General features: G+C 66.7%; 19 protein-coding genes, 1 CRISPR repeat array and 1 riboswitch. Of the genes, 14 read left to right on the forward strand and 5 right to left on the reverse strand.

Features of this window, described 5'->3' with window-relative positions:
* Positions 1-16 precede the first annotated feature (16 nt).
* The 11 genes from urtC (at position 17) to cas2 (ending at position 13,691) form a co-directional block, all read left to right on the forward strand.
* Positions 17-1,210 (forward strand): urea ABC transporter permease subunit UrtC, encoded by a 1,194-nt coding sequence (gene urtC, locus AC07PA_RS03235; protein ID WP_494603219.1) that lies wholly within the window; start codon positions 17-19, stop codon positions 1,208-1,210.
* A gap of 26 nt (positions 1,211-1,236) precedes the next feature.
* Positions 1,237-1,980, forward strand: coding sequence for an urea ABC transporter ATP-binding protein UrtD (gene urtD, locus AC07PA_RS03240; protein WP_494603217.1), 744 nt, complete (start codon positions 1,237-1,239; stop codon positions 1,978-1,980).
* Between the two features lie 30 nt (positions 1,981-2,010).
* The gene (urtE, locus tag AC07PA_RS03245) at positions 2,011-2,700 is read left to right on the forward strand and encodes an urea ABC transporter ATP-binding subunit UrtE (protein WP_494603215.1); all 690 of its coding nucleotides are present in this window, start codon (positions 2,011-2,013) and stop codon (positions 2,698-2,700) included.
* Positions 2,701-2,759: 59 nt separating this feature from the next.
* Positions 2,760-3,989, forward strand: coding sequence for a formamidase (fmdA, locus tag AC07PA_RS03250; protein ID WP_007860420.1), 1,230 nt, complete (start codon positions 2,760-2,762; stop codon positions 3,987-3,989).
* Positions 3,990-4,005: 16 nt separating this feature from the next.
* Entirely contained in the window at positions 4,006-4,371 is a 366-nt protein-coding gene (locus AC07PA_RS03255; RefSeq protein WP_007860417.1) for an FmdB family zinc ribbon protein, read from the forward strand.
* Between the two features lie 30 nt (positions 4,372-4,401).
* Positions 4,402-5,427 (forward strand): aliphatic amidase, encoded by a 1,026-nt coding sequence (locus tag AC07PA_RS03260; protein ID WP_494603213.1) that lies wholly within the window; start codon positions 4,402-4,404, stop codon positions 5,425-5,427.
* Positions 5,428-5,475: 48 nt separating this feature from the next.
* A complete protein-coding gene (locus tag AC07PA_RS03265) occupies positions 5,476-6,222 on the forward strand; it encodes a hypothetical protein (RefSeq protein ID WP_494603212.1) in 747 nt (248 codons plus the stop codon).
* A gap of 17 nt (positions 6,223-6,239) precedes the next feature.
* Positions 6,240-6,340: riboswitch (S-adenosyl-L-homocysteine riboswitch) on the forward strand.
* A 26-nt stretch (positions 6,341-6,366) separates the two neighbouring features.
* Positions 6,367-9,105 carry a methionine synthase gene (gene metH / locus AC07PA_RS03270; RefSeq protein ID WP_081497425.1) on the forward strand — a complete coding sequence of 913 codons (2,739 nt, stop codon included), beginning with the start codon at positions 6,367-6,369 and terminating at the stop codon, positions 9,103-9,105.
* Between the two features lie 162 nt (positions 9,106-9,267).
* Positions 9,268-12,405: a type II CRISPR RNA-guided endonuclease Cas9 gene (cas9, locus tag AC07PA_RS03275; RefSeq protein WP_494603209.1), complete on the forward strand. Its 3,138-nt coding sequence runs from the start codon at positions 9,268-9,270 to the stop codon at positions 12,403-12,405.
* Between the two features lie 5 nt (positions 12,406-12,410).
* Positions 12,411-13,340 (forward strand): type II CRISPR-associated endonuclease Cas1, encoded by a 930-nt coding sequence (gene cas1 / locus AC07PA_RS03280; RefSeq protein ID WP_494603208.1) that lies wholly within the window; start codon positions 12,411-12,413, stop codon positions 13,338-13,340.
* A 24-nt stretch (positions 13,341-13,364) separates the two neighbouring features.
* Entirely contained in the window at positions 13,365-13,691 is a 327-nt protein-coding gene (cas2, locus tag AC07PA_RS03285; protein WP_494603206.1) for a CRISPR-associated endonuclease Cas2, read from the forward strand.
* A 71-nt stretch (positions 13,692-13,762) separates the two neighbouring features.
* A CRISPR array of direct repeats spans positions 13,763-14,854; the repeat unit is 36 nt; unit sequence AGTCTAGATCACTGGGATATGCGCTCTGGCCGGAAC.
* Positions 14,855-14,962: 108 nt separating this feature from the next.
* On the opposite strand, the gene fahA is transcribed toward cas2, so the two are convergent.
* Positions 14,963-16,234, reverse strand: coding sequence for a fumarylacetoacetase (gene fahA, locus AC07PA_RS03290; RefSeq protein ID WP_494603204.1), 1,272 nt, complete (start codon positions 16,232-16,234; stop codon positions 14,963-14,965).
* Positions 16,235-16,271: 37 nt separating this feature from the next.
* Entirely contained in the window at positions 16,272-17,273 is a 1,002-nt protein-coding gene (locus tag AC07PA_RS03295) for a Bug family tripartite tricarboxylate transporter substrate binding protein (RefSeq protein WP_494603202.1), read from the reverse strand.
* A 93-nt stretch (positions 17,274-17,366) separates the two neighbouring features.
* Between AC07PA_RS03295 and AC07PA_RS03300 the strand changes: the two genes are divergently transcribed.
* Positions 17,367-18,146, forward strand: a complete 780-nt coding sequence (locus tag AC07PA_RS03300) for an IclR family transcriptional regulator (protein WP_494603200.1) — start codon at positions 17,367-17,369, stop codon at positions 18,144-18,146.
* Positions 18,147-18,156: 10 nt separating this feature from the next.
* Here the strand turns inward: AC07PA_RS03300 and AC07PA_RS03305 are convergent, their stop codons facing one another.
* Both AC07PA_RS03305 and AC07PA_RS03310 read right to left on the reverse strand, forming a co-directional pair.
* Positions 18,157-18,711, reverse strand: coding sequence for a shikimate kinase (locus AC07PA_RS03305; RefSeq protein WP_007860398.1), 555 nt, complete (start codon positions 18,709-18,711; stop codon positions 18,157-18,159).
* A 51-nt stretch (positions 18,712-18,762) separates the two neighbouring features.
* Positions 18,763-19,896, reverse strand: a complete 1,134-nt coding sequence (locus AC07PA_RS03310) for a serine hydrolase domain-containing protein (protein WP_494603198.1) — start codon at positions 19,894-19,896, stop codon at positions 18,763-18,765.
* A 137-nt stretch (positions 19,897-20,033) separates the two neighbouring features.
* Here AC07PA_RS03310 and AC07PA_RS03315 point away from each other — a divergent pair, with 137 nt between their 5' ends.
* On the forward strand, positions 20,034-20,993 hold the full coding sequence (locus AC07PA_RS03315; RefSeq protein WP_494603196.1) for a YihY/virulence factor BrkB family protein: 960 nt from the start codon (positions 20,034-20,036) through the stop codon (positions 20,991-20,993).
* Between the two features lie 230 nt (positions 20,994-21,223).
* Positions 21,224-21,991, forward strand: a complete 768-nt coding sequence (locus tag AC07PA_RS03320) for an outer membrane lipoprotein (protein ID WP_494603194.1) — start codon at positions 21,224-21,226, stop codon at positions 21,989-21,991.
* A gap of 15 nt (positions 21,992-22,006) precedes the next feature.
* Here AC07PA_RS03320 and AC07PA_RS03325 read toward each other — a convergent pair.
* The coding region (locus tag AC07PA_RS03325) for an electron transfer flavoprotein subunit alpha/FixB family protein (RefSeq protein ID WP_494603192.1) at positions 22,007-22,882 on the reverse strand (876 nt) is incomplete at its 5' end.

Below are 22,882 nucleotides of genomic sequence, written 5' to 3' on the forward strand. Positions count from 1 at the left end.
CCACCGGAGTCTTTTCATGAATGCCCTCAAAGCCTGGATCCAGCGCTACCAGCTCGCCAGCCTGGTGCTGCTCACCGTGCTGCTGGCCGTGGTGCTGCCACTGGCGCTCGACATCTTTCGCCTGAACCTGGTCGGCAAGTACCTCACCTACGCCTTCGTGGCCATCGGCCTGGTCATGGTCTGGGGCTACGGCGGCGTGCTCAGCCTGGGGCAGGGCGTGTTCTTCGGCCTGGGCGGCTACGCCATGGCGATGTTCCTCAAGCTCGAGGCGTCCGACCCCATCGCCACCAAGATCCAGTCCACCCCCGGCATCCCCGACTTCATGGACTGGAACCAGATCACCGAGCTGCCCGCGTTCTGGGTGCCGTTCAAGAGCCTGCCGTTCTCGCTGGCCGCGGTGATCGTGGTGCCCACATTGCTGGCCTTTATCGTGAGCTTCGCCATGTTCAAGCGCCGCGTGGGCGGCGTGTACTTCGCCATCATCACCCAGGCCGTGGCGCTGATCTGCACCGTGCTCATCATCGGCCAGCAGGGCTACACCGGCGGCGTCAACGGCATGACCGACCTCAAGACCCTGTGGGGCTGGGACACGCGCACCGACAGCGCCAAGTACATCCTGTACTACGTGTGCGTGGCGCTGCTGGTGCTGTCCATCGTGCTGTGCCGCTTCATCCAGACCAGCAAGCTCGGCACCCTGCTCTTGGCCATGCGCGACAAGGAAGACCGCGTGCGCTTCTCGGGCTACGACGTGGCCAACTTCAAGGTCTTCACCTTCTGCCTGGCGGCCGCGCTGTCGGGCATCGGCGGTGCGCTGTTCTCGCTGCAGGTGGGCTTCATGTCGCCGAGCTTCGTGGGCATCGTGCCCTCCATCGAGATGGTGATCTACGCTGCCGTGGGGGGGCGCATGAGCCTGGTCGGGGCGGTGTACGGCACCTTGCTGGTCAACGCCGGCAAGACCTACTTCTCCGAAAGCTTTCCCGACCTGTGGCTGTTCCTCATGGCCGCCCTGTTCATCGGCGTGACCATGGCCTTCCCCATGGGCCTGGCCGGCCTGTGGGAGAGCCACATCGTGCCCTGGTGGAAGGGCCGCCGCGAGGCGCTGCGCCAGGCGTCGGTGCGGGCGCCGGTGGCACCGCCAAGCCGCCCGCCCACCGATGCGCCGGCCGCCGCCCCGAGCCTGCCTGAAGGCGCCAGCAGCCAGCGCGCCTGAGCGCACCCCGCACCCGGAGCACCCCCATGAGCAACACCGACTTCGCCCTGGCCGTGGAAGACCTCACGGTCTCGTTTGACGGCTTCAAGGCCATCGACGCCCTCACGCTGTACGTTGACAAGAACGAACTGCGCGTGATCATCGGCCCCAACGGCGCGGGCAAGACCACGCTCCTGGACCTGATCTGCGGCAAGACGCGCGCCACCGGCGGCAGCATCAAGTTCCGGAACGAGGAGCTCACGCGCATGGCCGAGCACAAGCGTGTGCGCCTGGGGATCGGCCGCAAGTTCCAGACGCCCTCGATCTACGAGAACCTCTCGGTGTTCCAGAACCTGGAGGTCTCCTACCCCTCGGGGCGCTCAGTGTTCGGCGCACTCGCGTTCCGCTGCACCCCGGCGGTGAAGGAGCGCGTGCAGGCCGTGGCCGACGACATCGGCCTCGGGGACAAGCTCGACACCGAGGCCGGCCTGCTCTCGCACGGCCAGAAGCAGTGGCTGGAGATCGGCATGCTGCTGATGCAGGAGCCCGAGCTGCTGATGCTCGACGAGCCGATTGCCGGCATGAGCGCACGCGAGCGCGAGCTCACGGCCGAGCTGCTGCAGCGCATCTGCAAGAACCGCGCGGTGATCGTGATCGAGCACGACATGGAGTTCGTCAAGCGCATCGCGCACAAGGTCACCGTCATGCACCAGGGAAAGATCCTGGCCGAGGGCTCGATGGACAAGGTCCAGAACGACCCCAAGGTGATCGACGTCTACCTCGGCCACTGACCGAGCCACCCCGCACAGGAGCACCACCGTATGTTGGAAGTCAAGGACCTGTTCGTGGCCTATGGCCAGAGCGAAGCACTGCACGGCATCTCCTTCGAGGGCCGGGCCAACGAGACCGTGGCCATCATGGGCCGCAACGGCATGGGCAAGACCACGCTGTTCAAGAGCCTCATGGGGGTGATGCCGGTCAAGAGTGGCAGCATCACCGTGGCCGGCCAGGAGGTGACGCGTGACGAGAGCTTTCGCCGCGTGGCCAAGGGCATTGCCTACGTGCCCCAGGGCCGCATGATCTTTCCCACGCTCACGGTGGAAGAGAACATCCAGACGGGGCTGGAGAACTCGAAGACGCGCGAGATCCCCGATGAGATCTACGCCCTGTTCCCCGTGCTGTGGGACATGCGCCGGCGCAAGGGCGGCAACCTTTCGGGCGGGCAGCAGCAGCAACTGGCGATTGCGCGCGCGCTGGTCACCGACCCCAAGGTGCTGCTGCTCGACGAGCCCACCGAGGGCATCCAGCCTTCCATCATCAAGGACATCGCCCGGGCCCTCAACGAGATCCGCAAGCTGCGCAAGATCACCATCGTGGTCAGCGAGCAGGTGCTCTCGTTCGCCATGGACGTGGCCGACCGCCTGTTCGTTATCGAAGGCGGCCGTCTGGTGCACGAGACCGCGCGCGCCGATACCGACCAGCAGCACATCAAGGCCTACCTCTCGGTCTGAGCCCCTCTTTCTTTTCTCTCTTCGTTCCCCTTCCACAACCATCCAAGGAGCAACACGCCATGGCCGATACCCTGATCAAGGTGGACCTCAAGCAGTCGCCGTACGACAACCCCCAGGTGCACAACCGCTGGCACCCGGACATCCCCATGGCCGTGTGGGTGGAGCCCGGGGCGGAGTTCAAGCTCGAAACCTACGACTGGACCGGCGGCGCCATCAAGAATGACGACAGCGCCGACGACGTGCGCGACGTGGACCTGTCCACTGTGCACTTCCTGTCGGGCCCCGTGGGCGTCAAGGGCGCCGAGCCGGGCGACCTGCTGGTGGTGGACCTGCTCGACATCGGCGCGCGCGACGACAGCCTGTGGGGCTTCAACGGCTTCTTCTCCAAGAAGAACGGCGGCGGCTTCCTGACCGAGCACTACCCGCTGGCGCAAAAGTCCATCTGGGACTTCCACGGCATGTTCACCAACAGCCGCCACATCCCGGGCGTGAACTTCGCGGGCCTGATCCACCCCGGCCTGATCGGCTGCCTGCCCGACCAGAAGATGCTCGATGCCTGGAATGCGCGCGAGGCCGAGCTGATCGCCACCGACCCGGACCGCGTGCCCGGCCTGGCCAACCCGCCCAACGGAATCACCGCCCACATGGGCAAGCTGCAGGGCGAGGCCAAGGCCAAGGCCGCCGCCGAGGGCGCACGCACGGTGCCGCCACGCGAGCACGGTGGCAACTGCGACATCAAGGACCTCTCGCGCGGCTCCAAGGTGTATTTCCCGGTCTACGTCGAAGGCGCGGGGCTCTCGGTGGGTGACCTGCACTTCAGCCAGGGCGACGGCGAGATCACCTTCTGCGGCGCCATCGAAATGGCGGGCTGGGTGCACATGAAGGTCAGCCTGATCAAGGGCGGCATGGCCAAGTACGGCATCAAGAACCCGATCTTCAAGCCCAGCCCTGTCACCCCCAACTACAAGGACTACCTGATCTTCGAGGGCATCTCGGTCGACGAATCGGGCAAGCAGCATTACCTGGATGTCACGGTGGCCTACCGCCAGGCCTGCCTGAACGCCATCGAGTACCTGAAAAAGTTCGGCTACAGCGGCGCGCAGGCCTATTCCATCCTGGGCACGGCCCCGGTGCAGGGCCACATCAGCGGCGTGGTCGACGTGCCCAATGCCTGCGCCACGCTGTGGCTGCCCACCGAGATCTTCGACTTCGACATCAACCCCACGGCCGCCGGCCCGGTGAAGATGCTCGACGGCAGCATCGACATGCCGATCTCGCAAGACAAGTAGCCACGAAGGCCCGCCCATGCCCACCTACGACTACGCCTGCCCCGACTGCGGCAACTTCGATGCGCTGCGCAGCGTGGCCCTGCGCAACGAGCCCTGCGCCTGCCCCGAATGCGGGGCCGCAGCGGCGCGCGTGTTCGCCTACGCCCCCCATCTGGCCTGCGTGAGCCCCGAGCAGCGCCGCGCGCACGACACCAACGAGCGCGCGCAGCACGCCCCGCGCTCGTCCTCGCGCGATGGCGATGCCGGCAGCTACGGCCGGCTGCGCCACCCCTCGGGGTGTGGCTGCTGCAGCGGCGGTGGCAGCAAGCGCGGCGGGACGGTCACGGCACCGAGTGGCGCGAAGACCTTTCCCACAAAAAGGCCCTGGATGATCAGCCACTGACGAATCAACGATTCCCAAGGAGACCACGCCATGATCCACGGCGATATTTCAAGCAGCAAGGACACCGTGGGCGTCGCGGTCGTCAACTACAAGATGCCGCGCCTGCACACCCAGGCCGACGTGCTGGACAACGCGCGCAGGATCGCCGACATGCTGGTGGGCATGAAGACCGGCTTGCCGGGCATGGACCTCGTGGTCTTCCCCGAATACAGCACCCACGGCATCATGTATGACCGCCAGGAGATGATGGATACCGCCACCACCATTCCTGGCCCCGAGACGGAAATCTTCGCGGCTGCCTGCCGCAAGGCCAAGGTCTGGGGCGTGTTCTCGCTCACGGGCGAGCGGCACGAAGAGCATCCGCACAAGATGCCCTACAACACGCTCATCCTGATGAACGACCAGGGCGAGATCGTGCAGAAGTACCGCAAGATCATGCCCTGGACGCCCATCGAGGGCTGGTACCCCGGCGACCAGACCTATGTGAGCGAGGGGCCCAAGGGCCTCAAGATCAGCCTCATCATCTGCGACGACGGCAACTACCCCGAGATCTGGCGCGACTGCGCGATGAAGGGTGCCGAGCTCATCGTGCGCTGCCAGGGCTATATGTATCCGGCCAAGGAACAGCAGATCCTGATGAGCAAGGCCATGGCCTTTGCCAACAACACCTACGTGGCGGTGGCCAATGCGGCGGGGTTCGACGGCGTGTACAGCTACTTCGGCCACTCGGCGCTGATCGGCTTCGACGGCCGCACGCTGGGCGAGTGCGGGGAGGAGGAATACGGCGTGCAGTACGCGGCCCTCTCCACCAGCCTGATCCGCGATTTCCGCAGAAACGGTCAGTCCGAGAACCACCTGTTCAAGCTGCTGCACCGCGGCTACACCGGTGTTCTCAATTCCGGCGAAGGGGACAAGGGCGTGGCCTCCTGCCCCTACGGCTTCTACCAGCGCTGGGTGACCGACCCCGACGGCACGCGCGCCGCCGTGCAGGCGCTCACGCGCAGCACGGTGGGCACGGCCGAGTGCCCCATCGAAGGAATACCGCACGGCGGGTGACGCACGGTTACCAGGGCGCGCCCGGCAGTTGCCGATAATGGGGCGCACATGGTGGCACCCGCATCCCTTCACATCCCCCTGGCCTTGCTGGCCCTGTCGTCGCTTGCCTTTCTGGCCGGTTGCTCCGCCCCGGCACCCACCGCGCGCGGTGAGGTGCGCGGCGCACCCACCACTGCGGGCGAACTGGCCCAGTCGGACGTGAACCGCATGGCCACGCTGGCCATGCGCGACAACCTGGCCAGCCTGTACCTGCTGATGGACAAGCTCTACCGGCGCAACCCGGCCGAGTGGCGCAAAAGCGGCGCGACCAGCCGCGAACAGGCCATGGAGCAGGTGCGCGCCGCCGTGGAACAGCGCCAGCCCTGGGCGCCGCTGCAGGGCCGGCGCGACATCGCGGGCCTGGCCTTTGCTCTGGCCCCCGAATTCGCGGGCGACCGGGTGGCGGCCTTCATTGCCGCCACGGCCGACATGCTGGTCACCGCCCATGGCGGCAAGACCGAGTTCTTCCTGCTCGACTCGCTCGATGCCCAGCACCTGTACAACGCCGCGCGCAACGTCGAGTCGGCCGTGTGGCTGCTGTCCCAGCGGCGCAATGGCGCGGGCCAGCCGCTGCTGTGGGCCGACGAGATCGGTCCCCAGGGGCGCAACCTGAGCTTCGAGCGCGAATTCGGCAAGCTCATCGCCCGCCTGGACCTGGTGGCGGTGGTGGTGACCGAGAAGTACCGCCGCGCGGCCATCAGCTATGTGCAGGGGATCGTGGGGGGCACTTTTCTGCAGTTCCTGCCCGTTCGCTAGGCAGGTAAAATGCCGCTTCCCCCGAGGAGCGTTGCAGCGGACAAGCCTGGCACCCAGATTGCCAGGCAACCATCCGTCAGGCTCGGGGCCGACCACCCCGCAACGACGCTCACCTGTTACCGACCCCACTTGCAGGTGAGCCTGATGTCCGCCCTTCCCATGCCCCCCCTGAAGCTGTCCGGCCTGGAGCCCGTCTCCATTGGCGAGGGCACGCTGTTCGTCAACATCGGCGAGCGCACCAACGTCACCGGCTCCAAGGCCTTTGCCCGCATGATCCTCAACGGGCAGTACGAGGAGGCCCTGGCCGTGGCGCGCCAGCAGGTGGAAAACGGCGCCCAGGTGATCGACATCAACATGGACGAGGCCATGCTCGACAGCAAGGCGGCCATGGTGCGCTTTCTGCAGCTCATCGCCTCCGAGCCCGACATCGCGCGCGTGCCCATCATGGTGGACAGCTCCAAGTGGGAGGTGATCGAGGCCGGCCTGCGCTGCATCCAGGGCAAGGGCATCGTGAACTCCATCTCCATGAAGGAGGGCATCGACAAGTTCAAGCACGAGGCGCGCCTGGTCAAGCGCTATGGCGCGGCCGCCGTGGTCATGGCCTTCGACGAGAAGGGCCAGGCCGACACCTTCGAGCGCAAGATCGAGATCTGCGAGCGCGCCTACCGCGTGCTGGTCGACGAGGTGGACTTCCCGCCCGAGGACATCATCTTCGACCCCAACATCTTCGCGGTGGCCACCGGCATCGAGGAGCACAACAACTACGCGGTCGATTTCATCGAGGCCGTGCGCTGGATCAAGCAGAACCTGCCCGGCGCCAAGGTCTCGGGCGGTGTCTCCAACGTGAGCTTCAGCTTCCGCGGCAACGACCCGGTGCGCGAGGCGATCCACACCGTGTTCCTGTACCACGCGATCCAGGCCGGCATGGACATGGGCATCGTCAACGCCGGCATGGTCGGCGTCTACGACGACCTGGAGCCCACGCTGCGCGAACGCGTCGAGGACGTGGTGCTCAACCGCCGCCCCGATGCGGGCGAGCGTTTGGTCGAGGTGGCCGAGACCGCCAAGAGCGGCGCCAAGGACGAAAGCAAGAAGCTCGAATGGCGCGGCACGCCCGAGGCCCCGCGCACCGTGGGCGAGCGCCTGTCGCATGCGCTGGTGCACGGCATCACCGACTTCATCGTCGAAGACACCGAAGAGGCCTACCAGGCCATCGTCGCCAAGGGCGGGCGGCCGCTGCACGTGATCGAAGGCCCGCTGATGGACGGCATGAACGTCGTGGGCGACCTGTTCGGCGCCGGCAAGATGTTCCTGCCCCAGGTGGTCAAGAGCGCGCGCGTGATGAAGTCCGCCGTGGCCCACCTGATTCCCTACATCGAGGAAGAAAAGCGCCAGGACGAACTGGCCGGGCGCGACGTGCGCAGCAAGGGCAAGATCATCATCGCCACCGTCAAGGGCGACGTGCATGACATCGGCAAGAACATCGTCACCGTCGTGCTCCAGTGCAACAACTTCGAGGTGGTGAACATGGGCGTGATGGTGCCCTGTCACGAGATCCTGGCGCGCGCCAAGGTCGAGGGGGCCGACATCGTGGGCCTGTCGGGCCTGATCACGCCCAGCCTCGAAGAGATGCAGTACGTGGCCGGCGAGATGCAGAAGGACGACCACTTCCGCATCAAGAAGATCCCGCTGCTCATCGGCGGCGCCACCACCAGCCGCGTGCACACCGCCGTGAAGATCGCGCCGCACTACGAAGGCCCTGTCGTCTACGTGCCCGATGCCTCGCGCAGCGTGAGCGTGGCCCAGAGCCTGCTGGGCGACGGCGTGCACAGCTATGTGCAGGAGCTCAACGCCGACTACGATAAGGTGCGCACCCAGCACGCCAACAAGAAGCAGACCCCGCTGTGGTCGCTGGCCAAGGTCCGCGCCAACAAGACGCCGGTGGACTGGGCGGCTTTCCAACCCACCGTGCCGCGCGCGCTGGGCCGCCGGGTGTTCAAGAACTTCGACCTGGCCGAGCTGGCGCGCTACATCGACTGGGGCCCGTTCTTCCAGACCTGGGACTTGGCCGGCCCGTACCCCGCGATCCTGACCGACGAGGTGGTGGGCGTGGAAGCCACGCGCGTGTTCGCCGATGCGCAGGCCATGCTGAAAAAGATCATCGAGGGCCGCTGGCTCACCGCCAGCGGCGTGATGGGCCTGTACCCGGCCAACAGCGTGAACGACGACGACATCGAGTTCTACACCGACGAAACCCGCACCGAGGTCGCCATGACCTGGTACGGCATGCGCCAGCAGACCGAAAAGCACGTCATCGACGGCGTGACCCGCCCCAGCCGCTGCCTGGCCGACTTCGTCGCACCCAAGGACAGCGGCATCGCCGACTACGCCGGCCTGTTCGCCGTGACGGCGGGCCTCGGTATCGAGAAGAAGGAAAAGGCCTTCATCGACGCGCTCGACGACTACTCGGCCATCATGTTCAAGAGCCTGGCCGACCGCCTGGCCGAGGCCTTTGCCGAGTGCCTGCACCAGCGCGTGCGCACCGACCTGTGGGGCTATGCCGCAGGCGAGCAGCTGACCAACGACGAGATGATCGGCGAGAAGTACGCCGGCATCCGCCCGGCGCCCGGCTACCCCGCCTGCCCCGACCACAGCGCCAAGAGCGAGCTGTTCCGCGTGCTGCAGTGCGAGGAGGTCGGGATGACCCTGACCGAGAGCCTGGCCATGATGCCGGCCGCCAGCGTGAGCGGCTTCTACCTGGGCCACCCTGAGAGCACGTACTTCAGCGTCGGCAAGATCGGCGAGGACCAGCTGCACGACATGGCCCAGCGCCGGGGGATGGACGAGGCCGTGCTGGCGCGGTTGCTGGCGCCTAACTTGTAGCGGGTTCTTGCCAGCCCCAGAAAGACGAAAGCCCCGCATGCGGGGCTTTCCATTTGGTGCATCTTTCAGCTTGTTAGCGTCCAGAGCGCATATCCCAGTGAAATATGTGGAGGTGATTGTAGCGGCTTAGGTTACAAATGGCAAAAACACCGAGAGGGACAAATGCCTGCGTCTTTGCCGTACCGACTTGCCTTGGATCTGGGATCCACCTCATTGGGATGGGCTATCTTTCGACTGGCGCCCAGCGGGCAACCCACTGCCATTATCAAGGCGGGAGTCCGCATCTTCAGCGATGGCCGCAATCCCAAAGATGGTGCTTCCCTGGCCGTGACGCGACGTGCCGCCCGCGCCATGCGCCGCCGGCGCGACCGCTTGCTCAAGCGCAAGGCCCGTATGCTGGACCAGTTGCTGCGCCATGGCTTCTTTCCGGCCGATGCAGCAGATCGCAAGGCTCTGGAGCACCACAATCCCTTCCAGTTGCGCGCCAAGGGCCTGCACGAGGCATTGACCCCCGGCGAGTTTGCGCGAGCGCTGTTCCACATCAACCAGCGGCGGGGCTTCCAGAGCAACCGCAAGACCGACCGCAAGGACAACGACAGCGGCGCGCTCAAGAAGGCGATTGGCCAACTGCGCGAGCAGATCACGGCCAGTGGCTGTGCGACGGTGGGCGAATGGTTCTGGCGGGCCCGCATGGAGCAAAAGCCCGAAGGGGTGAAGGGCCAGGGCGTGCGGGCGCGCTACCGCGAAACCCCTTTCACCACGGACGAGGGCAAGAAGCGCATTGACAAGAGCTACGACCTGTATGTGGACCGCGCCATGATTGCCCAGGAGTTTGATGCACTCTGGGCGGCGCAGTCTGTCTTTCAGCCAGCCCTGTTCACCGAGGCCGCGCGGGTCGACTTGAAGGATACGCTGCTGTTCCAGCGCAAGCTGCGCCCAGTAAAGCCAGGCCGGTGCACCTTGTTGCCCGACGAAGAGCGAGCCCCTTTGGCCTTGCCCAGCACGCAGCGCTTCCGCATCCTGCAAGAGGTCAACCACCTGCGCCTGCTGGACGACTCGCTGCGCGAGCTACCGTTGACGCTGGCGCAGCGCGATGCGGTGGTGGCGGCTCTGGAGGGCCGCGCCAAGCTGGGCTTTGAGCAGATGCGCAAGCTGCTCAAGCTCTCGGGCACGGTGCAATTCAATCTTGAAGACGAAAAACGAACCGAACTCAAGGGCAACGCCACCAGCGCCGCGTTGGGCCGTAAAGAGCTGTTTGGCGCAGCCTGGGCGGGTTTTGACGCTGCGCTGCAGGACGAGATCGTCTGGCAACTGGTGAGCGAAGAAGGCGAGGGTGCCTTGATCGCCTGGTTGCAGCAGCACACGGGCGTAGACGAAGCGCGTGCCGAGGCGATTGCCAACACGGCCCTTCCCGAAGGCTACGGCAGCCTGAGCCGCAAGGCGCTTGCGCGCATCGTGCCGGAGCTGCAGCGTGATGTGGTGACTTATGACAAGGCCGTGCAGGCTGCGGGGTTCGCGCACCACAGCGACCTGGGCTTCGACTTTGACCATGGCGCTGGAGATGTGGAGCAGGTGGGCGAACGTACCATTGCGGCCACGGGCGAGATCCAGCCGCTGTTTGCTTTCAAGCAACTGCCGTACTACGGCAAGGCCTTGCAGCGCCATGTGGCCTTTGGCAGCGGCAAGCCCGAAGACCCCGACGAAAAGCGCTACGGCAAGATTGCCAACCCGACCGTGCACATTGGCCTCAACCAGGTACGCGCGGTGGTCAATGCGCTCATTCGCAAGTATGGCCGGCCTACCGAGGTGGTTGTCGAACTGGCGCGCGACCTCAAGCAAAGCCGCGAACAGAAGCAGGACGCCCAGCGCAAGCAGGCCGATAACCAGCGGCGCAACACCCGCATCCGCGAGCGCATTGCGGAAACGCTGGGCATCAGCCTGGAGCGCGTGCGTGGCAGCGATATCCAGAAGTGGATTCTGTGGGAAGAACTGAGCTTTGACGTGGCCGACCGCCACTGCCCCTACAGTGGCCTGCAGATCAGCGCTGCCATGCTGCTCAGCGAGCAGGTGGAGATCGAGCACATCCTGCCGTTCTCCCAGACGCTGGACGACAGCCTGAACAACCGCACCGTGGCCATGCGCCAGGCCAACCGCGTCAAGCGCAACCGCACGCCATGGAATGCGCGCGCCGACTTTGAGGCACAGGGATGGGACTACGACGGCATCTTGCAGCGGGCCGAGCGCATGCCGCTGCGCAAGCGCTACCGCTTTGCCCCCGACGGCTACGAACGCTGGCTGGGCGAGGACAAGGACTTTCTGGCCCGCGCGCTGAATGACACCCGCTACCTTTCACGCGTTGCCGCCAACTACCTGCGCCTGGTATGCCCCCAAGGCGTTCGGGTGATACCGGGCCAGATGACGGCCATGCTGCGCGCCAAGTTCGGGCTGAACGACGTGCTGGGCCTGAACGGCGAGAAAAACCGCGACGACCATCGCCACCATGCCGTGGACGCCTGCGTGATCGGCGTGACGGACCAGGGCTTGATGCAGCGCTTTGCCAGCGCCAGCGCCCAAGCGCGCGAAGGTGGCCTGACGCGCCTGGTGGAAGACATGCCCCTGCCCTGGCCTACCTACCGTGACCACGTGGAGCGGGCGGTCCGCCACATCTGGGTCAGCCACCGGCCTGACCATGGCTTCGAGGGTGCCATGATGGAAGAGACTTCCTATGGCATCCGAAAGGACGGCCGCATCAAGCAGCGGCGCAAGGCCGATGGCAGTGCGGGGCGTGAAATCACCAACCTGATTCGCATTGTCGAAGCGGGGCAGCCCGGACGCCATGGAGTGGATGCCCAGGGCAAGCCATTGGCATACAAAGGCTATGTGGGGGGCAGCAACTACTGCATTGAAGTCACGGTGAACGACAAGGGCAAGTGGGAAGGCGATGTGGTCTCGACCTTTGATGCCTACCGGATCGTCCGTGCATCGGGGTGGAAGCAGCTGCGCAACCCCGCCACGGGGCAGAACGGGAGCCCCTTGGTCATGCGCCTGGTTATCGGAGACAGTGTTCGGTTGGAGTTGGACGGGCGCGCGGAGACCCTGAGGCTCGTCAAGGTCAATGGGAACAACGGGCAGATATTCATGGCGCCGGTGAACGAGGCGAATGTGGACGCTCGCAACAGCGACAAGCAGGATGCTTTCGCCTACACGTCCAAGTACGCTGGCTCCATGCAAAAGGCCAAGGCCCGTCAGGTCACTATCTCCCCCATTGGTGATTTGCGTGATCCAGGCTTCACCGGCTGACCACCATGATCGGCCGCATTGTCGAAATCGCAGACGATCGGCGGCACGTTTTTGTGAACCGAGGCTTCATGGTGGTAAGGGACACCGAGGGCGAACGCAAGGAACTCGGCCAGGTTCCTTTGGATGATATTGCTGCAGTCATTGCCAACGCCCATGGCCTGAGCTACACCAACAATCTCCTGGTGGCACTTGCAGAAAGGGGGGCGCCGTTCGTGCTCTGCGGTACCAACCACAATGCCGTGGGCATGCTGCTATCACTCGATGGCCACCATGTACAGGCCAAGCGCATCGAGGCACAGATTGCGGCGGGCGCGCCCCTGCAGAAGCGTTTGTGGGCCTCAGTGGTCAAGTCCAAGCTGGAGCAGCAGGCGGCGGCGCTGGAAGCCGCTGGCGCGCCGACCGCGCCATTGCGGGCACTGGTCTCCAAGGTCCGAAGCGGCGACCCCGAGAACATCGAGGGGCAGGGTGCGCGGCGCTATTGGGGCCTGCTGTTTGGCCCTGAGTTCCGCCGCGATCAGGATGGTGATGGGCTCAATGCCTTGCTCAACTACGGGTACACCATACTGAGGTCAGCTACGGCTCGCGCAGTTGTAGCCGCCGGCTTGCACCCCAGCATCGGCCTGCACCACAGCAACGACGCCAACGCCATGCGGCTGGTTGACGATCTGATGGAGCCGTTTCGCCCCGTGGTGGACCTCAAGGTATGGCAACTGCACAAGGCGGGGGAAGCCCACGTCACGCCAGACACCAAGCGCGCCCTGGTGCGCGTGCTGTACGACGATATGCAGACGCTGGTTGGGGTGACGCCCGTGATGGTGTGCATGCAGCGCCTGGCGACGTCATTGGCTCAGGTGTACCTGGAGGAACGCGCCAAGCTCGACCTGCCGCTGCCCGGCCTGCCCCTTTCGCTGGCGGGCAGCTTCGAACCCGATTGACGGATCCGCGCTGCCAGCCGCACCATGTTGTCCGGGTACAGACTTATGTGGATGGTGGTGATGTTCGATTTGCCTGTGGTGGAAAAGGCCGAGCGCAAGGCAGCCACCCAGTTTCGCAACACGCTGCTCGATCTGGGCTGCGAAATGAGCCAGTTCAGTGTCTACATGCGATTTTGCACAAGCCAGACCCAGGTGGATACCTTGTGCCGCGCGGTGGAGCACGCCTTGCCTCCGGGCGGCAAAGTGCATATCTTCCAGTTCACTGACAAACAGTACGAGCGCGCGATCACCTATCGCGGGCGCACGAAACAACCGGCGCAAAAAGCGCCCGACCAATTCGACTTGTTCTGAACCATGGCGCGGATTTCTAGTCCTCTGAAAGCGGAAAATCTCTTGATGAATCAAGGGGTTACCGCGATCAGAGTCTAGATCACTGGGATATGCGCTCTGGCCGGAACCCTTTGAGGCCTGCAATGGTCTTGCTGCGCTAGTCTAGATCACTGGGATATGCGCTCTGGCCGGAACCTCAGGCCGGCCCCTCCAACCGAGGGCTCGAGTCTAGATCACTGGGATATGCGCTCTGGCCGGAACCCATGACGCTGCCAACCAGCTGGTACGTGTAGTCTAGATCACTGGGATATGCGCTCTGGCCGGAACCCCGGCACGCGGCCGGTAGCGTTGAGCAGGAGTCTAGATCATTGGGATATGCGCTCTGGCCGGAACCTGGTGGGCGGGTCAGTCTTTTTCGTTCAGAGTCTAGATCACTGGGATATGCGCTTTGGCCGGAACCCTTGAGGATGTTCGCCGCCAGGTGAAAGGAGTCTAGATCACTGGGATATGCGCTCTGGCCGGAACCCGGTTTCATCGCTCAGGCAGTACACGTCGAGTCTAGATCACTGGGATATGCGCTCTGGCCGGAACTTCAGCAGCGTTAGGTACTGCCAGATCTTTAGTCTAGATCACTGGGATATGCGCTCTGGCCGGAACCGGTGTTCTCGCTGGTCTTCTTCCCGAAGGAGTCTAGATCACTGGGATATGCGCTCTGGCCGGAACGACCAACTCCCGCCACTGCCAGATGACTACAGTCTAGATCACTGGGATATGCGCTCTGGCCGGAACAGCGTCTTGGCGCGCGAGGCGGCCGACTGCAGTCTAGATCACTGGGATATGCGCTCTGGCCGGAACTCTCGACCCAATCAGGGGCGCCCAGGTCGGAGTCTAGATCACTGGGATATGCGCTCTGGCCGGAACCTATGTGTGGTTCAACCGCAAAACCGCTGCAGTCTAGATCACTGGGATATGCGCTCTGGCCGGAACGTCATGGTGTTCCTTGTTGGCGGATGGCTGAGTCTAGATCACTGGGATATGCGCTCTGGCCGGAACTCCTTCGCACGGCGGTTGTCGTCGCGCGTAGTCTAGATCACTGGGATATGCGCTCTGGCCGGAACCGCAACGCATGGCGCCTTGCCGCGCAGGCCAGTCAAGATCACTGAGATATGCGCTCTGGCCGGAACGCTCGTACGTGAGCGGGACGGCGGCAGGGTAGTCTAGATCACTGGCATCCGACTGCCAAAGAAGCAAGGCAAGCCCAAGCAGTTGCAAGGGCTTGCCTTGTGCGTCCCTCAGCCCACGATCGTCCCGCTGACTTCGCCCAGGCCGATGCGCACGGCGCCTTCGCGCTCGCACCAGCCCTTGAGGGTCAGCGTGTCGCCGTCTTCGAGGAAGCTGCGCTGCTCGCCATTGGGCAGCGTGACGGGCTGCTTGCCGCCGCCGGTCAGCTCCAGCAGCGAGCCGGCTTCGCTGGCCTCGGGACCCGAGAGCGTGCCCGATCCCATCAGATCGCCGGGCTGCAGGTTGCAGCCGTTCACCGTGTGGTGCGCCACCAGCTGCGCGGGCGTCCAGTACGCGGCGCGCTGGGTGTTGGTCAGCGCCAGGCGCACGGCAGGCTCGCCGGCTTCGCGCATGCGGGCGGTCTGCAGCAGCACCTCCAGCGCAATGGTGAAGGCACCCTGGGCGCGGTTGCCCGGTGAGTCGAGGTAGGGCAGGGGCTGCGGGTCGGCGGCGTCGCGCTCGAACGGGGCGCGGAACGGTGCCAGCGCCTCCATGGTCACCACCCAGGGCGACAGGGTGCTGGCGAAGTTCTTCGACAGGAAGGGGCCCAGCGGCTGGTATTCCCAGCCCTGGATGTCGCGCGCGCTCCAGTCGTTGAACAGCGCCACGCCGAACAGGTGCTGCTCGGCCTGGCCGATGGCGATGGGCTCGCCCTGGGCATTGCCCTGGCCGATGAACCAGCCCAGCTCCAGTTCGTAGTCCAGGCGCTTGCAGGGGCCGAGCGTGGGCACGGCGGCATCGGGCGCCTTGGTCTGGCCCTGCGGGCGCTTGATGCGTTGGCCGCTGATGCCGATGGACGAGGCGCGGCCGTGGTAGCCGATGGGCACCCACTTGTAGTTGGGCAAGAGCGGGTTGTCGGGGCGGAACTGCTTGCCCACTGTAGTGGCGTGGTGCACGCTGGTGTAGAAGTCGGTGTAGTCGCCGATCTGGCAGGGCACGGCCATCTCGGCCTCGCCCTGGGGCGACAGCGCCTGGGACCAGGCGGCCTGCTGGCTGGCGCCTTCGCGCAGGCCTTCGGACAACTGCTGGCGCAGGGCCTGGCGCTTGGCCGGCGTGGCGGCCATCAGTGCGTTCATGTCGTTGTGCGCGACCAGGCCCGCGGCCTGCAGGTCCAGGATCTGGTCACCGATGGCCACGCCGATGCGCAGCGGTCCACCGCTGCCCGCGGTGCGAAAGCGGCCGAAGGGCAGGTTCTGGATGGGGAAATCGCAGCCCGCCAGATTGGCGGAGGCGACCCAGCTGCGCAGCTGGGGATCGTGGGTGGCGTCGAGGGTGGTGGTCATGGTCACGCAGGGAGGGAAGAAGAAGGGGAGAAAAGGATCAGTCGGCGCTCATCTGCGCACTGTGGGCGACCTTGCCCAGGCGCTCGTACTCGCGCTTGGTCAAGGCATCGAAATCGGCCACGCTGGCGCTGCGCGGGGTGAAGCCCGCGGCCAGCAGCTTGTCCTTGACGGCGGGGTCGGCCAGCGCATCGGCCAATGCCTTGTTCAGGCGCTGTGCCACGGCGGGGGGCAGGCCCGCGGGGCCATAGACGCCGAACCAGGGCTCGACCACCGCGTCGGGCAGGCCGGCTTCGGCCAGGGTGGGCACGTCGGGCAGAGCGGGGGAGCGCTGGGCGCCCGCCACGGCCAGGGCGCGCAGCTTGCCGGCCTGGATGTGGGGCAGCGAGGCGGGCAGGTTGTCGAAGGCGATCGGCACCTGGCCGCCGATCAGGTCGGTGATCAGCGGCGCGCTGCCCTTGTAGGGCACGTGCACCAGGTCGGTCTTGCTGGTCTGCGCGAACAGCACGCCGGTCAGGTGCATGGAGGTTCCGGCACCTGCTGTGGCGTAGGGAACACCGGGGTTCTTCTTCGCATGGGCCAGCAGCTCGGCCACGGTCTTCACGGGCAGGGCGGGGCCGGCCTCGAGCACGATGGTGGAGTTGCCCAGCAGGCCCACGGCCGTGAAGTCCTTGCGCGGGTCGAAGGGCATCTTCTTGTAGATGTGCGGGTTCAGTGCATTCGTGGAGATCGCGCCCATGCCCACGGTGTAGCCGTCGGGCGCGGCCTTGGCCACCGCGTCCATGCCGATGTTGCCGCCCGCGCCCGCGCGGTTGTCGATGATGACCGGCTGACCCAGGGTCTGCGCCATGTGGGCGCCCACGGTGCGTGCCACCAGGTCGGTGGTGCCGCCGGGGGCATAGGGCACGACAAAGCGGATCGGCTTGGCCGGGAAGGCGGCCTCCTGCGCGGCCGACGGGCCGGCGGCCAGGCCGAGCATGCCGGCGGCAGCGGTGCACAGCAGGGCGCGGCGGGTGGTAGGGGTGCGGTCGAAAGCGGTCATGTCCGGGTGTCTCCGAGGATGGTTATAGGAATGCCGCCATTCTTGGCCGGCCCGCCGTTTCCTACAATCGTTCTTTCCACTCCATGGACAAACATGGCCACCCTGGTGCTCGACCGCGTGCTGCGCATCCTCGACCAGCTCTCGCGCTACGACGCGCGCGGGCTGTCGCTGTCGGACATCGCGCGCCAGTCCGGCATCCCGCATCCCAGCGTGCACCGGCTGCTGCAGGACATGATGGCCGCGCGCCTGGTGGCCGCGCTGCCCGAGGGGCGCGGCTATGTGCTGGGCCGCCGCCCGTTCGAGCACGGCCTGGCCGCGCGCGGCCGGCACGACGTGGCGCCGCTGTTCAGCGCCAACCTGCAGCGCCTGGCCGATGCCACGGGCTATGCGGCCTACCTGTTCGTGCTCAGCGGTCACGAGGCCGTCTGCTATGCCCATACCAATGTGCAGCGGCTCGACCCGCCGCTGTCGGTGACCGTGGGCGGGCGCCGCCCGCTGGGCGTGGGCGCGGCGGGCCTGGCGCTGATGGCGGCGCAGGGCGAGGAGCTCATCGAGGCGGCGCTGGCGGCCAATGCGGCCACGCTGGGCCGCTACGGCGGGCTGGACGAGGCCACGCTGCGCACGCTGCTCACCCAGACCCAAGGCCTGGGCTATGCACGCAGCGGCGGCTGCCTGAACACCAATACCGCCGCCGTGGGCCATGCGGTGGTGGACGCGGGCGGGCGTGCCTTTGCGGCCATCAGCCTGTCGACCACCGTGGCGCGGCTCACGCAGCGCGAGGCGGCGCGGCTGGCCGCGCTGCTGCGCACCGAGATCGCGGACATCCAGCCGCGTGTGCACTTCCACTGGAGTGATTCCTCACCCCTGCGCTGAGGCGGTTGGCCTATGGCTGGGGTGTCTGCTCGGCGCCCATGTCGGCGCCCGCAGCCATTTCGAGCTGCATCATGATCATGTTGACCAGCATGTGCACCGTGGGGCGGCCGGTCTCGATCACGTAGTGGGCGGTTTCCCGGTACAGGCCGTCGCGCTGGGCGTAGAGTGCGCGCAGCTTGTCCATGGGGTTGCCGCCCTGCAGCAGGGGGCGGGTGCGGTCGTGCTTGACGCGCTTGTAGATCTCTTCGGGCGAGGCGCGCAGGTAGAGCACCGGGCCCATGGCGCGCAGCACGTCGCGGTTCTCGCGGCGCAGCACGGCGCCGCCACCGGTCGACAGCACCATGCCCCCCGGCTGGGCAGCGGCCTTGGCGAGTTCCTGGGCCTCCAGGTCGCGAAAGCGCGCCTCGCCATGTTCCTCGAAGAACTGGCGGATGCTGGTGCCCAGCGTTTCCTCGAGCCGATGGTCCAGGTCGATGAACGGCACACCCGTGCGGTGCGCCAGCTGCCTGCCGACGGTGGATTTGCCCGAGCCGGGCATGCCGACCAGTGCACAGCGAATCTGCATATTCTTTTCTTGCCCCTTGGGGGGCGAGTTTAAAGCAGGGCCCTGTGGTTGCTACAGCGCCGCGTAGACCAGCGCCGGGTACAGCTCGCACAGGTAGCGCAGCTGGCCGGGTGCCTGGGTGAGCAAGATGGCCACCAGGTCTTCGGCCGGGTCCACCAGGAAGAAGGTGCCGCCCATGCCGCTCCAGCCGTACTGGCCCACCGAGGCGGCATGGGGCGCCAGGCCGGCGCTGCGGCGCACGGCCACGCCCAGGCCGAAGCCGTAGCCCTCGGGCAGGATGTCCCCGGCCGCCGGGATGCGGTCGCCCAGGTGATCGGCCGCCATGAAGGCCACGGTGGCGCGGCTGGCCAGCCGCACGCCGTCGAGCGTGCCGCCGGCCAGCAGCAGGCGCGCAAAGCGCGCGTAGTCGCCGGCCGTGGACACCAGCCCGCCGCCGCCCGACTCGAACGCGGCCGGCCGCGCTACGTCGTTGAGCGCCACCTCGGCGCCGGTGGCCGGGTCGCGCGCGAAGGGTTCGGCCAGGCGGTGCAACTGCTCCGCCGGCACGTGAAAGCCGGTGTCGTGCATCTGCAGCGGGCCGAAGACCCGGCGCTGCAGGATGGCGCCCAGGGTCTCGCCCTCCACCACCTCCAGCAGTGCGCCCAGCACGTCGGTGGCGCGGCTGTATTCCCAGCAGCTGCCGGGCTGGTGCAGCAGGGGCAGGGGCCCGATGGCCGTGGCCAGCGCCGCATTGCCGTCGCGGCGCGAGCCGATGCGTGCCGCTTGGTAGGCCTGGGCCACTGGGCCCGTGTCCCAGGCGTAGCTCAGCCCCGCCGTGTGGCGCAGCAGGTCGTGCACCGTGGCCTCGCGCTGCACGGCGGTGGTACCCCCCGTCGCCGGGTCGAACACGCCCTGGCCGGCAAAGGTGGGCAGGTAGCGCGCCACTGGGTGGGACAGGGGCAGGCGCCCTTCTTCCATGAGCATCAGCGTGGCCAGCGACACCACGGGCTTGGTCATGGAGTAGATGCGGAAGATCGAATCCGGCGCCATGGCCGGCGCCCCCGCGCCGGGCGCCTGGGCGCCCAGGGCGTCGTGCAGCACGGTCTGGCCGCGGTGGTGCACCAGCGCCACCGCGCCGGGCAGGATGCCGCGGTCGATGTGGTCCTGCAGGACGCTGCGCAATCGGGTCAGGCTGGGGGCATGCATGGGCGGGGGCTCCTGGAGAAGATGGCAAGAGCCTGCCACAAGTGGCAGATGGGCCCAGCCGCCTGTGGGACAGCGCCTACAGTGGCTTCCGTGCCCGGCCGGTGGAAATCCGCCACCCCGCCTCCTATGCTCCGTGCATGACCGTCTCCGACCGCATCCAGCGCGCCACCGAGCGCCTCCAACCCCTGGTACAGCCCGTGATGCCGCTGTGGCGGGCGGTGCAGCTGTGGCTCGACGCCGACGGCCTGCGCATGAGCGCGGCCATGTCCTTCTACGGCATGCTCAGCCTGGCGCCGCTGCTGCTCCTGCTGGTGGGCGTGCTCGGCTGGTGGCTGGACCGCAGCTACCTGGAGAGCAGCCTGCTGAACCAGGTGCAGTCGGTGATGGGCGAGCGCGTGGTCGACGTCATGCGCCAGGCCCTGGCCAGCGCCCAGGAGCCGTCCGAGGGGCGCCTGGCCTCGCTGATCGGCTTCGTCGTGCTGCTCTCGGGCGCCACCGGGGTGTTCGTGGAGCTGCAATCGGCGCTGGCACGGCTGTGGCAGGGCGCGGAGCTCGACCCCGCGCGCACCGCCTGGTGGCACATGGCCTCGCTGCGGCTGCGCGGGCTGGCCTATGTGCTGGCCATCGGCTTTTTGCTGCTGGTGTCGCTCACGATGTCCACGCTGATCAACCTGTTCGCCGGCTGGGCGGGGGCGCGGCTGTCCATCGCGCCGCTCGGCCCCATCCTGCAGGTGCTCAACGAGGTGGTGGCCTTCGGCTTCGCGGTGGCGCTGTTCGTCGGGCTGATGCGCATCGGCACCGGGCGCAAGCCGCCCTTGCGCTGTCTGCTGGCTGGCGCGGTGCTGGGGGCGACGCTGTTCACCGTCGGCAAGCAACTGCTGGCCTGGTACCTGTCGACGGCGGCCGTGGTGTCCGCCTACGGAGCGGCCGGCTCGCTGGTGGTGCTGCTGATGTGGATCTATTTTTCGTCGGCAGTGCTGCTGTTCGCTGCCAGTTGCGCGCGGGCCCTGGACGAGGCGGGGCTGCAGGTGCGCAGGCGTCGCGCCCCGGCGCATCCCGTGCCCCAGGACGGTACGGAGGTGGCGCCTGTGCCTTGACTAGGGCCTGTGTCGCTTGGCGCTGTAAGCAATGGCAAATGTGTGCCCTGGGGCTGTGCACCTTGCGGCGCTACTGCAGCACTTCTTACCGACCCTTACAAAGCAGACAAAGGCGGGCATCGTGGCCTGTATACCGTGCGCTCATGGGCCGCGTTGTGCACTGAGTGACGGCCCCGAAACCAGAACGACTCCTGAATGGCGCACATGCGCGCGGAAAGAAAAGAAACACCATGAACAGCCCTATCACCCTGCAGCCGTCCGATGTGCGCACCGTGCCTTCCACCCCTTCGCCCATGAAATGGATGTGGGTCGCCATCGCTTCCCTGGGGGCCTGTGTGGTGGCCCTGGGTACCACGCTGGTGGTACAGCACCGCCCGGCTGAAGTTTCCGCCGCCGCAACGGCGGCCAGCCCTGCCGTGGTGGCCCAGTCGCTGCAGGGCGCCGCTCCCGCCCCATCGCCGCTGGGTCTGGTAGCACCCCAGGTCGGTGCCCAGGCACAGCCTGCGCCCATGCCCGAGCCATTCCAGCCCCAGCGTGCCAATCTGGCCGGCGGCACGACCCAGATGGCGCAGCGCGCCCCGGTGTGCAGCACCTGCGGCCGGGTCGAATCGGTGCAGGCCGTCCAGCAGGCCGAGCCCGCCACCGGGGTGGGCGCGGTTGCGGGCGGCGTGCTCGGCGCCGTGGTGGGCAACCAGATCGGCAAGGGCAACGGCCGCACGGCCGCCACGGTGCTGGGCGCCGTGGGCGGCGGCTATGTGGGCCACCAGGTGGAGCAGCGCTCGCGCACCCGCACGGTGTACCGGGTGGCGATCCGCATGGACGATGGTTCGCTGCGCCGCTTCACGCGCGCGCAGCCACCGGCCGTGGGCACGCCCGTGGCGCTGCAGGGCAAGGGCTACCGCATCGACCACGAGCGCGACAGCCGCCCGAACGGCGGCGGTGGTGGTGCGTACACCAACGCCCCTGCGGGCGCGGTGCGCGTCGCCAACGGCTACTGATCAGCGGCAGGCGCCTTACAGCGCCCGGACCAACTCCGGCACGGCCGTGAACAGATCCGCCTCCAGCCCATAGTCGGCCACACTGAAGATCGGCGCCTCCGGGTCCTTGTTGATCGCCACGATCACCTTGGAGTCCTTCATGCCCGCAAGATGCTGGATGGCCCCGGAGATCCCGGCCGCCACATACAGCTGGGGCGCCACGATCTTGCCCGTCTGGCCCACTTGCCAGTCGTTGGGTGCGTAACCGGCATCCACCGCAGCGCGGCTGGCGCCCAGGGCGGCGCCCAGCTTGTCGGCCAGCGGGGTCATCACTTCGTCGAACTTTTCCTTGCTCCCCAGGGCCCGGCCACCGGAGACGATGATCTTGGCAGCAGTCAGCTCGGGGCGGTCGCTCTTGGCGATCTCGCTGCCCACGAAGACGCTCTTGCCCGCATCCGCCGTGGCGGCGGAGGTTTCGGTGCCTGCGCTGCCACCGCTGGCCGCTGCCGGATCGAAGCCCGTGGTGCGCACGGTGATGACCTTGGTGGCATCGCTGCTCTGCACGGTGGCAATGGCATTGCCAGCGTAGATGGGGCGCTCGAAGGTGTCGGGGGTTACCACCTTGGTGATGTCGCTGATCTGCGCGACATCGAGCTTGGCCGCCACGCGGGGGGCCACGTTCTTGCCACTGGCGGTCGCGGGGAACAGGATATGGCTGTAGTTGGATGCGATCGCGAGGACTTGCGCGGCCACGTTCTCGGCCAGGCCGTGTTCCAGGCCAGGCGCGTCGGCGTGCAGGACCTTGGCGACACCGGCGATCTGGCCGGCAGCAGCGGCGGCGCCACCGGCGTTGTGGCCGGCGATCAGCACGTGCACGTCGCCACCGCAGGCAATGGCGGCGGTCACGGTGTT

The sequence above is a fragment of the Acidovorax sp. GW821-FHT09B03 genome, from assembly GCF_059418305.1.